The organism is Mycobacterium paraintracellulare (assembly GCF_000276825.1).
GTDB classification, from domain to species: Bacteria; Actinomycetota; Actinomycetes; order Mycobacteriales; family Mycobacteriaceae; genus Mycobacterium; species Mycobacterium intracellulare.
In genome coordinates this window covers 3,792,602-3,804,527 of sequence record NC_016948.1, presented here as the reverse complement: position 1 = coordinate 3,804,527, position 11,926 = coordinate 3,792,602, and the positions used below count along the sequence as shown (strand labels likewise).

Annotated in this window: 11 protein-coding genes; 6 read left to right on the top strand and 5 right to left on the bottom strand. The window is 68.4% G+C overall.

Annotated features, from left to right (window positions below):
• Positions 1 to 72 precede the first annotated feature (72 nt).
• Entirely contained in the window at positions 73 to 1,233 is a 1,161-nt protein-coding gene (locus OCQ_RS17355; protein WP_008258570.1) for an acyl-CoA dehydrogenase family protein, read from the top strand.
• Between the two features lie 369 nt (positions 1,234 to 1,602).
• Positions 1,603 to 3,819, top strand: coding sequence for an LGFP repeat-containing protein (locus tag OCQ_RS17350; protein ID WP_014385381.1), 2,217 nt, complete (start codon positions 1,603 to 1,605; stop codon positions 3,817 to 3,819).
• 15 nt (positions 3,820 to 3,834) lie between these two features.
• On the opposite strand, the gene lexA is transcribed toward OCQ_RS17350, so the two are convergent.
• Complete coding sequence (lexA, locus tag OCQ_RS17345) at positions 3,835 to 4,545, bottom strand: transcriptional repressor LexA (RefSeq protein WP_008258568.1); 711 nt, start codon at positions 4,543 to 4,545, stop codon at positions 3,835 to 3,837.
• A 292-nt stretch (positions 4,546 to 4,837) separates the two neighbouring features.
• Between lexA and OCQ_RS17340 the strand changes: the two genes are divergently transcribed.
• The 3 genes from OCQ_RS17340 to OCQ_RS17330 all read left to right on the top strand — a co-directional run bounded on the left by OCQ_RS17340 (position 4,838) and on the right by OCQ_RS17330 (position 6,469).
• A complete protein-coding gene (locus tag OCQ_RS17340) occupies positions 4,838 to 5,332 on the top strand; it encodes a LysM peptidoglycan-binding domain-containing protein (protein WP_008258566.1) in 495 nt (164 codons plus the stop codon).
• A gap of 152 nt (positions 5,333 to 5,484) precedes the next feature.
• Positions 5,485 to 5,949 carry a transcriptional regulator NrdR gene (gene nrdR, locus OCQ_RS17335; RefSeq protein ID WP_008258565.1) on the top strand — a complete coding sequence of 155 codons (465 nt, stop codon included), beginning with the start codon at positions 5,485 to 5,487 and terminating at the stop codon, positions 5,947 to 5,949.
• 34 nt (positions 5,950 to 5,983) lie between these two features.
• Positions 5,984 to 6,469 carry a peroxynitrite isomerase gene (locus tag OCQ_RS17330; protein ID WP_009955003.1) on the top strand — a complete coding sequence of 162 codons (486 nt, stop codon included), beginning with the start codon at positions 5,984 to 5,986 and terminating at the stop codon, positions 6,467 to 6,469.
• Between the two features lie 24 nt (positions 6,470 to 6,493).
• Here OCQ_RS17330 and OCQ_RS17325 read toward each other — a convergent pair whose 3' ends face one another.
• The 3 genes from OCQ_RS17325 to OCQ_RS17315 are packed head-to-tail and all read right to left on the bottom strand — an operon-like array spanning position 6,494 to position 9,291.
• Positions 6,494 to 7,180: a PhzF family phenazine biosynthesis protein gene (locus OCQ_RS17325; protein WP_009955002.1), complete on the bottom strand. Its 687-nt coding sequence runs from the start codon at positions 7,178 to 7,180 to the stop codon at positions 6,494 to 6,496.
• Between the two features lie 47 nt (positions 7,181 to 7,227).
• A complete protein-coding gene (locus tag OCQ_RS17320) occupies positions 7,228 to 8,259 on the bottom strand; it encodes an alpha/beta fold hydrolase (protein ID WP_008258562.1) in 1,032 nt (343 codons plus the stop codon).
• Positions 8,260 to 8,319: 60 nt separating this feature from the next.
• The gene (locus tag OCQ_RS17315) at positions 8,320 to 9,291 is read right to left on the bottom strand and encodes a proteasome assembly chaperone family protein (RefSeq protein WP_008258561.1); all 972 of its coding nucleotides are present in this window, start codon (positions 9,289 to 9,291) and stop codon (positions 8,320 to 8,322) included.
• 230 nt (positions 9,292 to 9,521) lie between these two features.
• On the opposite strand from OCQ_RS17315, the gene OCQ_RS17310 reads away from it, so the two are divergent.
• Complete coding sequence (locus OCQ_RS17310) at positions 9,522 to 10,358, top strand: trypsin-like serine peptidase (protein WP_014385380.1); 837 nt, start codon at positions 9,522 to 9,524, stop codon at positions 10,356 to 10,358.
• Between the two features lie 85 nt (positions 10,359 to 10,443).
• Here OCQ_RS17310 and sthA read toward each other — a convergent pair whose 3' ends face one another.
• Positions 10,444 to 11,859: a Si-specific NAD(P)(+) transhydrogenase gene (gene sthA / locus OCQ_RS17305; protein ID WP_009954997.1), complete on the bottom strand. Its 1,416-nt coding sequence runs from the start codon at positions 11,857 to 11,859 to the stop codon at positions 10,444 to 10,446.
• Between the last annotated feature and the right edge of the window lie 67 nt (positions 11,860 to 11,926).

The following is an 11,926-nucleotide window of genomic DNA, read 5'->3' as shown; positions in this document are numbered from 1 at the left end:
GCCAGCTGCCGACCAACCGTCCGGTTGGTATATGTTGGGCTGCAGAAATCACCGTCGCCGGAGGTCTATTCCATGAGCAGCGCCATCAAATACCAGCGCACTCTTTTCGAGCCAGAGCACGACCTGTTCCGCGAGTCCTACCGGGCCTTCCTCGAGCGCCACGTCGCGCCGTACCACGACGAGTGGGAGAAGGCGAAGATCGTCGACCGCGGCGTGTGGCTCGAGGCCGGCAAGCAGGGCTTCCTGGGCATGGCGGTGCCCGAGGAGTACGGCGGCGGGGGTAACCCGGATTTCCGGTACAACACGATCATCACCGAGGAGACCACCGCCGGTCGCTACAGCGGCATCGGTTTCGGCCTGCACAACGACATCGTGGCGCCGTACCTGTTGGCGCTGGCGACCGAGGAGCAAAAGCAGCGCTGGCTGCCGAAATTCTGCACCGGAGAACTGATTACGGCGATCGCGATGACCGAGCCGGGCACCGGCAGCGACCTGCAGGGCATCAAGACCCGCGCGGTCAAGCAGGGCGACCACTACGTGCTCAACGGTTCAAAGACGTTCATCACCAACGGGATCAACTCCGACCTGGTCATCGTCGTCGCGCAGACCGATCCGGACAAGGGCGCCCAGGGCTTCTCCCTGCTCGCCGTCGAGCGTGGGATGGAAGGCTTCGAGCGCGGACGGCACCTGGACAAGATCGGGCTCGACGCGCAGGACACGGCCGAGCTGTCGTTCACCGACGTGAAGGTGCCGGCCGAGAACCTGCTGGGCCAAGAGGGCATGGGGTTCATCTACCTCATGCAGAACCTGCCCCAGGAGCGGATCTCGATCGCCATCATGGCCGCCGCGGCGATGGAGCAGGTGCTGGAGCAGACGCTGCAATACACCAAGGAGCGCAAGGCTTTTGGCAAGCCGATCGGCAGCTTCCAGAACAGCCGCTTCGTGCTCGCCGAGCTGGCGACCGAGGCGACCGTGGTGCGCATGATGGTCGACGAATTCGTTCGCCTGCACCTGGACCACAAGCTGACCGCCGAGCAGGCCGCAATGGCCAAGTGGTACTGCACCGAAAAGCAGGTGCACCTGATCGACCGCTGTCTGCAGCTGCACGGCGGCTATGGTTACATGCGCGAATACCCGGTCGCCCGTGCCTATCTGGACGCCAGGGTACAAACCATCTACGGCGGCACGACCGAAATCATGAAGGAAATCATCGGCCGCAGCCTCGGCGTATAGCTTTTCGTTTAACGGATCGTCGTCCAGTCGGCGAACGCCCCGCGGGCCGCGGTGGCCGCGCTCGATTGATGAAATCCCGGCCGGCTTTGGGCGCGATATGCGCCGACGCATGGATGGTCGCGATTCGGCCGTGGCCCGGCATCATTTCGACATCGGTGTGGTATCCCTTTTTGTAAAATTCGTGATTTGACTTCGCATTTCTTGTTGGCTGGAGCAAAGTTATGCGAGCCCGGCGATAAGGCGGATCGTGAGCGGGTCCATTCCCCGCGGAAGAACGGCCCGTTTCGCCGGTTATGCAGGTAAGGGCATAGCCGCAGATAGAGCCGTATCCGGAGGCTGGAAGGCTTGGTGAAGGTGCATAGAGGTCACATGCGCAAGCTGATCGGAAGCGCGCTGGTCAGCCTGACGACCACAGCACTAGCCGCCGTATTGCTGGCGCCCGTCGCCACCGCGAGCCCGATAGGTGACGCCGAAGCGGCGATGATGGCCGCGTGGGAGAAGGCCGGCGGCGACACGTCCCCGCTCGGCCCCCGCAAGGGTGACGTGTACCCCGCCGGGGAGGGGTTCGCCCTGGACTTCGACGGCGGCAAAATGTTCTTCACCCCGGCCACCGGGGCCAAATTCGCCTACGGGCCCATCCTGGAGAAATACGAGATGCTGGGCGGGCCGGCCGGTAGCGATCTGGGTTTCCCGGCCATCAGCGAAGTTCCGGGCCTGGCGGGCCCCGACAGCCGGGTGATCACCTTCTCGGCCACCGACAAGCCGGTGATTTTCTGGACACCCGAGCACGGCCCGTACGTGGTGCGCGGCGCCATCAACTCCGCCTGGGACAAGCTGGGCAGCTCGGGCGGGGTGCTCGGTGTTCCGGTCGGCGACGAGACCTACAACGGCGAGGTGTCCTCGCAGAAGTTCAGCGGCGGCCAGGTTTCGTGGAACCGGCAGACCAAGCAGTTCACCACCGAACCGCCGGGGCTGGCCGACCAGTTGAAGGGCCTGCAGGTGGCGATCGATCCCACCGCGGCCATCAACATGGCGTGGCGGGCGGCCGGGGGACCCAACGGACCGCTGGGTGCCAAGCAGGGCGGGCAGACCCCGATCGGCGGTGACGGCATCGTCCAGAACTTCGCCGGCGGCAAGGTGTTCTTCACCCCGGCGACCGGCGCGAACGCGCTCGAGACCGACATCCTGGCCAAATACGAGTCGCTCGGCGGGCCCGTCGGCAGCGGCCTCGGATTCCCGGTCACCAACGAAACCGACGGCGGCATCGGCCCGTCCAGCCGGATCTGCACCTTCTCGGCCGCCGACAAACCGGTGATCTTCCGGACCGCCGAGCACGGCGCGTTCGTCGTGCGCGGGGCGATGAAGGCCGCCTGGGACAAACTGCGCGGTCCGGCCGGCAAACTGGGGGCGCCCGTCGGCGACCAGGCCGTGGACGGTGACGTGATCTCGCAGCAGTTCACCGGCGGCAAGATCTCGTGGAACCGGGCGAAGAACACGTTCAGCACCGACCCGGCCAACCTGGCGCCGTTGTTGAGCGGCCTTCAGGTCTCGGGCCAGAACCAGCCGAGCAGTTCGGCCATGCCGTCACACGCCAACAAGTTCGGCTGGCATTCGTGGTGGTGGCTGGCCGCCATTCCGGTCCTGGTGCTGCTGGTGGTGGTGGCGTGGGCGCTGTTCGGATGGCGCCGGCGCCGCTCCGGCGCGGACGGTGCCGCCGGGTATGCGTCCGACCAGGGGTATGACGCGCCCTGGGGCCCGGAGGACCCCGACCTCGCGACCGAGCATTTCGCGCCGGGCGGGCCGCGCGAACCCGAGCGGCCGACCGATGCCGCGGCCACCGCGCGGGTCAGCTGGCAGCGTCAGGCGCCGTCGGAGAGCGACTACGGCGTCGAGCAGGAAGACCCCGACGCGATCGACACCGACTCCATTCCCGTCGTCTCGGAGGAGATGCTGGCGGAGGCCGACTATCCCGATGCCGAGGCCGATTACACCGACTACACCGACGCCGTTCCCGAGGTCGCCGAGGCCGAGACCGCCGACGATGCCGCCTACGTCGACGCCGACTACGCCGACGCCGGCTATCCGGAGGACGAGTACGCCGACGACGAGTATCCCGACGTCGCCGTTGCGCACACGCCGCCGGATGCCGACGCCGTCACCGGTGCCCTGGAAACCGCCGCGCCCGAGGATGAGTATCCCGACGTCGCGGTCCCTGAGGCGGAAGTCGAACCCGAGGACGATGTCGCCGCGGAGCCCGACGTGTCCGGGGCCGCCGAGGCCGGGGCGGTCGGCGCAGGGGCGGCCGGGGCCTTCGTCGCCGCGCAGCGATCCGGCGGTCGGCACGCCGCCGCGGACGACGCCGAGGACGGCTCGGAGAACGGGCTGGCGGGCCCGGACGGGCGCCCGACCATCCACCTGCCACTCGACGACCCGTACCAGGCGCCGGACGGCTACCCGATCAAGGCGAGCGCCCGGTACGGCCTGTATTACACGCCCGGCAGCGACCTGTACCAGGACACGCTGCCCGAGATCTGGTTGTCCAGCGAAGAGGTCGCGCTGGCCAACGGCTTCACCCGGGCCGACTAGCGGGGCCGCCGGCCGCTAGACCTTGCGGATCACCGTGACGACCTTGCCCAGCACGGTCGCGTCGTTTCCCGGGATGGGGTCGAACGCCGGGTTGTGCGGCATCAGCCACACCTGACCGCCGGCGCGTTTGAACGTCTTGACGGTGGCCTCGCCGTCCAGCATCGCCGCGACGATGTCGCCGTTGTCGGCGACGTTCTGCTGGCGCACGACCACCCAGTCGCCGTCGCAGATCGCGGCCTCCACCATCGAGTCGCCCACCACTTTGAGCAGGAACAGCGTGCCCTCGCCGACCAGCTCGCGCGGCAGCGGGAACACGTCTTCGACGGCTTCCTCGGCCAGGATGGGTCCACCGGCCGCGATCCGCCCGAGAACCGGGACGAACGTGGGTTCCGGCAACGCATCCGACCCGGCCACCTCGGTGGCGGGCGCGGCCACGTCGTCGTCGGCGCCGCGGACATCGACCGCCCGGGGCCGGTTGGGGTCGCGGCGCAAATACCCCTTGCGTTCCAGCGTGCGCAGCTGGTGCGCCACCGAGGACGTCGACGTCAGCCCGACGGCGTCGCCGATCTCCCGGATGCTCGGGGGATAGCCGCGGCTGGTCACCGAGGCGCGAATGACATTCAAAATGGTGCGCTGCCGCTCGGTCAGCGCGGAGTCCACGGAGTGCAGCCGGCCGTCCGCCGCGGCCGGGCCGGTGTTCGGGGAAGTGTCGTTGCTGTCGCCCATGGCACTGAATGTAGCCGCACCGCCGACAAGAATCAAACATGTGTTCGACTGGCGTGTCGCCCGGGCGTCCCGGGCCGGAAAAGCGCCGCCATCGGCCGAATCACAAATGTGTAACTCTTGCCGAGACCGGGTATTTGTGCCTCGTGACAGTGGTAGAGGCCGACGGAGTTGTCGGTGGTGTGATCTAGCGTTTTGCTCGTGCGACACGCTTCGCTCAAATGTTCGGGTTTCGAACACACAAGCGATTAGAGTCGAACACACGAGCGAGAGCTAGTTGACCGGAGGAACGCAGATGACAGTCATCCACACGCTTGCGCCGCGCACCAGCAGTCTTCGGCGCCCGGTCAACGGACCGGTTCAGGGCGTTCGGTACGGCAGGGACGGCCTGGCCCGCTCGCGGCGCCCCGCGCCGTCGCGGCCCGCGGGCGCCCCGACGCGCTACTACGGCACCGGGGTCGCGATGTCTGTCGCTCCGCACCGCAGGCGCGCCGTCACCTGGGCGACGACGGTTGGTCTGGCACTCGCCGCCGGGGCGATCACGCTGTGGCTGGGCCTCGTCGCGAACGTGGGGCAGGCGCTCAACGGCGACTCGACGAATTCGGCCGCCCCCGTCCCGAACCGGCTCGCCGTCGTGCGGGTCGACGCGGGGGAGTCACTGCAGGATGTCGCTCACCGCGTGGCCCCCGACGCGCCGGCCGCCGCGGTGGCCGATCGCATCCGTGAGCTCAACGACCTGAACTCGCCGACGCTGGTTGCCGGCCAAACGCTGATCGCCCCGATCGGCTGACGGTCGTTGTGTCCCAACGGTTCCGGCCCGTGAGGTGCGCGGCCCGCGTGGCGCCGCCCCAGGGAGGGCGGCTCCGTTAGCCGTGCAGGTCAGCGCACGGGTACGCTCAAAGTTCTGCGGTACCCGGTTGTCGGCACGGTGAAGGAGCGGTCATGCACTGTCCCTTCTGCCGCCATCCGGATTCCCGGGTGATCGACTCGCGCGAAACCGACGAGGGGCAGGCCATCCGGCGTCGCCGATCGTGCCCCGAATGCGGAAAGCGTTTCACCACCGTGGAAACCGCGGTCCTGGCGGTGGTCAAGCGCAGCGGCGTCACCGAGCCCTTCAGCCGGGAAAAGGTCATCAGCGGAGTCCGCCGGGCCTGCCAGGGCCGCCAGGTGGACGACGACGCGCTGAATCTGCTGGCCCAGCAGGTCGAAGACACCGTGCGCGCCGTGGCCTCCCCGGAGGTCCCCAGCCACGAGGTCGGCCTGGCCATCCTCGGGCCGCTGCGCGATCTCGACGAGGTGGCGTACTTGCGGTTCGCGTCCGTGTACCGCTCCTTCGAGTCCGCCGACGACTTCGAGCGCGAGATCCAGGCGCTGCGCGAGCACCGCGGAGTGGCCACGCCGGGCTGACGGATCCCGCCGGGGGGCCCGCTAGGCTCGGTGCATGCCCCCTGAGTTGCATCCCGACCTGGCGGCCCTGGCCCCGCTCCTCGGCACGTGGGTCGGCCAGGGCGCGGGCAAGTACCCGACGATCCCGCCGTTCGACTACCTCGAAGAAGTCACGTTCGCCCATGTGGGCAAACCCTTTTTGGCCTACGCCCAGAAAACCAAGGCGGTGGCCGACGGCAAGCCGCTACACGCCGAGACGGGATACCTTCGCGTGCCGCAGCCGGGCCACGTCGAGCTGGTGCTGGCCCACCCGAGCGGCATCACCGAGATCGAGGTCGGCACCTATTCGGTCACCGGCGACCTCATCGACATGCAGATGTCCACCACGACGGTCGGCCTCACGCCTACGGCCAAAGAGGTGACGGGACTGGGGCGTTGCTTCCGCATCGACGGCGATGAGCTGTCCTACACGGTGCAGATGGGTGCGGTCGGCCAGCCGCTGCAGGACCACCTGGCCGCGGTGTTGCACCGGCAGCGCTGAGCGTGCGACCGCCGGCGGCCCCGGTCAGTCCAGCTGTCGCACACCGTCGTTGACCACCCGCCCGGCCACCGCGACCCAGCCCTCGGCGCTCCAGGTGGTTTCGATGACCGAGCCGTTGCCCTGGGTGATCCGCAGGTTTTGGCTCAGGTAGTCGGTGATGCGCATCGCGGCCGAACCGGTCGCCTCGTCTTCGGCCACACCGAGGTTGGCGGCGAACATGCGCACCCGCAGCGCCCCGGCGGCCCGGTCGGTCCAGGCCCACAGGTAGTGCGCCGTGTCGTCGGGGAAGTCCGTCGGGTCGGCGGCGAGAACATCGTCGGCCGAAGCGAATTCGTGCAACGCGAACTCGGGCGCCCATTCCGCGCGGGCGCTGATGCGGGTGTGGTGTTCGTCGTAGCCCACCTGCACGATTCCCGCCGGTATCTGCAACGTGTTGATCGGCCGACCGTTCTCCCGCAGCCACCACGAGGCGCCGACCGTCGGGTGCCCGGCGAACGGCAGCTCGGTCCGGGGCGTGTAAATGGTGGCGTGCGCGGTCGCGGAGCCCGCGGCCGGACGGTCGACGAAAACCGTTTCGCTGTAGCCCAATTGGGTCGCCACCCGTTGCCGGTCCGCGACCCCGACCTCAGCGGCATCCACCACGCCGAGCGGATTGCCGAAATTGCCGTCCGCGTCGGTGAACACCCGCAACACCGTGACGTCGATACCCATGGCCCGACTGTACGACCCCGAACCGCGCCGCCTCGATCAAGGTGGAATCAGGTGGCGCTGCGTTCGTCGGACCCCATGGCGTTCAGCACGGCGACGCGCGTGGGCGCCGGGCCGCTCACGGCCCGCTCGCCACCACCGGTGCGCAGCAACCCGCGCAGCGCGGCCTGATCGTATTCGGCGGGCGCGGTCGAATCCATGAAGCGCTCGACGACCTCGATGAAGCGGGCGGGGTCGTCGTGAAAGGGAAAGTGGCCGGAGCCCTCGAAGATCTCGAGCCGCGAACCGGGCATCGCGGCATGGGCCATCCACGCGTGCCGGACCGGGACCACCACATCCTTGGTGCCCCAGACGATCTGCACCGGGATGGCTTCGGTCAAATAACATCGGTCGAGCATGGTGACGATCTGCCCGCGCCAGTCCACCACCGCCCGCAGGGTTCGGCTGAATGCCGCCGACGCCGTCGGTTCCGGCAGATCGTCGAGGATCCGCAGGACGTTGGGCAGGTCACGGCCCAGGCCGGTGCTGCCCAGCGCGGCGCCCAGGACCCGGCCCACGACCTGAACCGCCGGCAGCACCAGGGGCAATCGCAGCAGGGCGATGGCTTCGCTGCCCATCGGCAGCGAAGCCCACCGCAGGACGAAGTTGACGTCCTTGGTCACGCCGCCGGCGCCCACCAGGATCAGCCGCTCCACCAAATGCGGGAACTGGTAGGCGAATTGCATGGCCACACCGCCGCCCAAGGAATGACCGACGATGGTGGCCCGTTCGATGTCGAGCACGCTGAGCAGGTCCCGCATCCCGTTGGCGTATGCGGCGATCGAGTAGTCGGCGCGCGGCTTGTCGGATCGGCCGTGACCCAGCAGGTCCGGGGCGATGACCGTGAAGCGCTGGGCGAGCTTGGCCTGCACGGCATTCCACGTGGTGGAGTTGTCGCCGATGCCGTGGATCAGCAGGATCGCCGGCCCGGAGCCCGCGATGCGGTAGGCGCGCCGGTAACCGTGGATGGTGCGGAACTCGAGTGTGGGTGCGGTCACTTCGCGCACCGGGCGGAGCCTGTTCTTGCGCTTCCGCTCGGTCATAGGGCCAACCTTGCTGTCGGGCCGGGCTAAGGGCGGTGTGGCTGGGTGTTCGGCAGAGGGTCAGGCCTGATCGTCGTCGTCGAACTTCTTCTCCGCCTGCTGGGCGAGAAATCGCTCGAACTCCGCGCCCAGCTCGTCGCCGCTCGGCAGATCCTCGTCGCGCGACAGTAACGATCTGTTCTCCTGAGCGTCGATGAAGGCATCGTACTGGCGCTCCAGCGCCGCCACCACCTGAGCGACCTCTGCGCTCGCCTCGACCTGCTCGTCGATCTTGGCCCGGATCACCTCCGCGGCTTCGGTCAACGCGGTCAGCGGCAGCTCCAGCGACGCGGTCTTGGCGACCTGCTCGAGCAACGCCTGAGCTGCGGCCGGGTAATCGGTCTGGGTGAGGTAGTGGGGGACGTGCACGGTGAAGCCGACCACCTCATGGCCGTGCTGGGCCATCCGGTACTCGAGCAGGTTGGACGCGCTGCCCGGGACCTGGATCTCGGCGATCCACGGCTGGAAATTGGCGATCAGCTCCGGGTTGTTGGAGTGCGCGGTCATCGTGGTCGGCCGCGTGTGCGGAACGGCCATCGGGACGGTGCCCAGGCCGATGGTCTGGCGCACGTTGAGCCGCTCGGCCAGCAGGCGGACTGCGGTGATGAAGCGCTCCCACTTGAGATCGGGCTCCATGCCGGCCAGCAACAGGAACGGGGTGCCGACGGTGTCGCGCAACGCGTAGAGGCTCAGCTCCGGGTCGTCATAGTTGGTGAAGTGATCGGTCTTGAAGGTCATCAGCGGCCGCCGTGAGCGGTAGTCCAGCAATTCGTCGATCGCGAAGGACGCGACCAGCTCGGTGTCCAGCACGGCCTTGAGATGCGAGGCCGCCAGCCGGATGGCGTGACCGGCGTCGGAAAAGCCCTCCAGGGCGTGCACCAGTACGGGGCCGCGGCCGTCGGACGTCGACAACTGCGGCGCGGGCAGCTCCAGCTCGTACATGCCGGGCTGGCCCTGCTGGTACTGGTCACCTGGGTCTCGATGGTGATCCATCTTCGATCGCCTCCTCTCGGGGGTCCCTTCAGGGTGCCCTACCAAGTGTCCCCTGAATCAGGCGGCACCCGGATAGAACAGCGAACTCGGTTCCGGCGTTCGCACCGTGGAACGCGATAATTCTCAGGCGTAATCCGGTGAGACCCTATCGGGGGTCCCCTCCGCGGCGTCAGCAAACCCCGTGGCGCACGGCGTCGCGCGGAAGTCGGCTCGCCGCCGCGGCGTCGGGCATGATGAAGGCGATGCGCATACCGATCCTGGTGCTCTGCTCGGTGGTGGGGGTGGCGACGTCGCTGACGTCGTGTCATCGGCCCGTCGAGCAGGTGTCGGGCGCCCCGGTGTCGGCGCCGCGGACCGGCGGCCCCGTGCAGCGGCTCAGCCAGCCCGAGCAGAAGGCGGTCGCGGGTCCGGTGGAGCCGGACCGGCGGATCGGGGCGATCTTCATCGACGGTGGGCCGCTCCACGTTTGCACCGGTTCGGTGGTGCATTCCAAGGGCGGGGACCTGATCATGACCGCGGCGCATTGTCTGGCCGGGGCGTCGCTGATCACCTTCGTTCCCGGTTTCGCCGGCGACGCCGCGCCCGCTCCCACCGACATGTGGAAGGCCGACGCGGTCTACCTCGATCCGCGCTGGGTCGCCAGCAAGGATCCGCATGCCGACTACGCGATCGCGCGAGTCAGCAACGACACCGGCGCCAGCGTCGAGTCCCGCGCGGGTCTGGCGCTGACGCTGGGCGTGACGCCCCCACCGGGCAGTCGCGTCACCGTGCTGGGTTATCCGGTCGGCGTGGGCGGCGAGCCCATCGGGTGCCAGGGCAGCACCTCGGTCAGCGACAGCGGGTTCCCCGCGCTCGCGTGCGAAGGTCTGGTGGACGGCACCAGCGGCGCTCCGTGGGTCAGCGGCACCACGCTCACGGGGCTGATCGGCGGTCTCGAGCGCGGCGGGTGCGCGCCGGACATCTCGTATTCGGCGCCGTTCGACGCCCAGACCGCGGAGCTGCTGGCCCGCGCCGAAGTCGGTGGGCCGGGCGACCCCGTCCCCGGCGACCTGCAGGACGCCTGTTAGCTATGGCGACCGCCAGCGCGGCCGTGGCCGCAGCGGGTCGCCACCATATGTCGGAGCCGGGCGCAGCGGGTCGCCACCATCTGGCCTAGCGGCGGAACTGATTGAGCGCGCGCACCTTGTTCATCACGTCGAGCGCGGCCACCTTGTAGGCCTCGGAAAACGTGGGGTAGTTGAACACGGCGTCCACCAGGTAGTCCACCGTGCCCCCGCACCCCATCACCGCCTGCCCGATGTGCACCATCTCGGTGGCACTGGTGCCGAAGATGTGCACGCCGAGCAGTTTCAGGTCCTCGGTGGACACCAGCAGCTTGAGCATCCCGTAGGAGTCCCCGGCGATCTGGCCGCGGGCCAGCTCCCGGTACCGGGCCACCCCGACCTCGTAGGGGACCGCGTCCTTGGTCAGCTCCACCTCGGTGGCCCCGACGTAGGAGACCTCGGGGATCGAGTAGATGCCGATCGGCTGCAGCTCGGTGATGCCGTCGCACGCCTCCCCGAACGCGTGGTAGGCGGCCAGCCGCCCCTGCTCCATCGAGGTCGCGGCCAGCGCGGGGAAACCGATCACGTCCCCGACGGCGTAGATGTGCGGCACCTTCGTCTGGAAATAGTCGTCAACGAAGATCCGGCCGCGGTTGTCGGCCTCCAGCTCGGCGTGGTGCAGGTCGAGATGGTCGGTCTGGCCCTGCCGACCGGCCGAGTACATCACCGTCTCGGCGGGGATCTGCTTGCCGCTGGCCAAGGTGGTGACGGTGCCCGCCGAGCCGACGTCGACCGCGGTCACCTCCTCGCCGAACCGGAACGTCACCGCCAGGTCGCGCAGGTGGAACTTCAGGGCCTCGACCACCTCGGGGTCGCAGAAGTCCAGCATGTCACCGCGCTTTTCCACCACGGTGACCTTGGTGCCCAGCGCGGCGAACATCGAGGCGTACTCGATGCCGATGACCCCGGCGCCGACGACCACCATCGAGGCCGGCAGCGTCTTGAGGTCGAGGATGCCGTCGGAGTCGAGCACGCGCTCCTCGTCGAACTCGACGCCGGACGGCCGCGCCGGCCGCGTTCCGGTGGCGATGACGATGTATTTGCCACTGATGGTTACCTTTTCGCGCCGCGACGGGTCTTCGACCTCGATGGTGTGCGGGTCGACGAACCGCCCGTGGCCGATCAGCAGGTCGATGCGGTTGCGCATCAGCTGGTTGCGCACCACGTCGACTTCCTTGCCGATCACGTGCTGGGTGCGGGCCAGCAGATCAGCCGGGGTGATCTTCTCCTTGACCCGATAGCTCGCGCCGTAGAGTTCGCGCTGGCTCATCCCGGTGAGGTAAAGGACCGCCTCGCGCAACGTCTTTGACGGGATGGTGCCGGTCTGGACGCAGACGCCGCCGATCATCTGGCCGCGTTCGACGATGGCGACCGACTTGCCCAGCTTGGCCGAGGCGATGGCGGCCTTCTGCCCGCCGGGCCCCGAACCGATGACCACCATGTCGTACTCTTGCGCCGAGCCCATGGGCTAAACAGTAGAGCAGCACAACTCACAGTGCCGGGTTCATCCACAGCTGGGTTGCCGCGCCGGC

Coding starts and splice junctions, on each gene's coding strand:
- OCQ_RS17355 (WP_008258570.1), top strand. CDS start 73: ATGAGCAGCGCCATCAAATACCAGCGCACTCTTTTCGAGCCAGAGCAC.
- OCQ_RS17350 (WP_014385381.1), top strand. CDS start 1,603: ATGCGCAAGCTGATCGGAAGCGCGCTGGTCAGCCTGACGACCACAGCA.
- lexA (WP_008258568.1), bottom strand. CDS start 4,545: ATGGGCGACAGCAACGACACTTCCCCGAACACCGGCCCGGCCGCGGCG.
- OCQ_RS17340 (WP_008258566.1), top strand. CDS start 4,838: ATGACAGTCATCCACACGCTTGCGCCGCGCACCAGCAGTCTTCGGCGC.
- nrdR (WP_008258565.1), top strand. CDS start 5,485: ATGCACTGTCCCTTCTGCCGCCATCCGGATTCCCGGGTGATCGACTCG.
- OCQ_RS17330 (WP_009955003.1), top strand. CDS start 5,984: ATGCCCCCTGAGTTGCATCCCGACCTGGCGGCCCTGGCCCCGCTCCTC.
- OCQ_RS17325 (WP_009955002.1), bottom strand. CDS start 7,180: ATGGGTATCGACGTCACGGTGTTGCGGGTGTTCACCGACGCGGACGGC.
- OCQ_RS17320 (WP_008258562.1), bottom strand. CDS start 8,259: ATGACCGAGCGGAAGCGCAAGAACAGGCTCCGCCCGGTGCGCGAAGTG.
- OCQ_RS17315 (WP_008258561.1), bottom strand. CDS start 9,291: ATGGATCACCATCGAGACCCAGGTGACCAGTACCAGCAGGGCCAGCCC.
- OCQ_RS17310 (WP_014385380.1), top strand. CDS start 9,522: ATGATGAAGGCGATGCGCATACCGATCCTGGTGCTCTGCTCGGTGGTG.
- sthA (WP_009954997.1), bottom strand. CDS start 11,859: ATGGGCTCGGCGCAAGAGTACGACATGGTGGTCATCGGTTCGGGGCCC.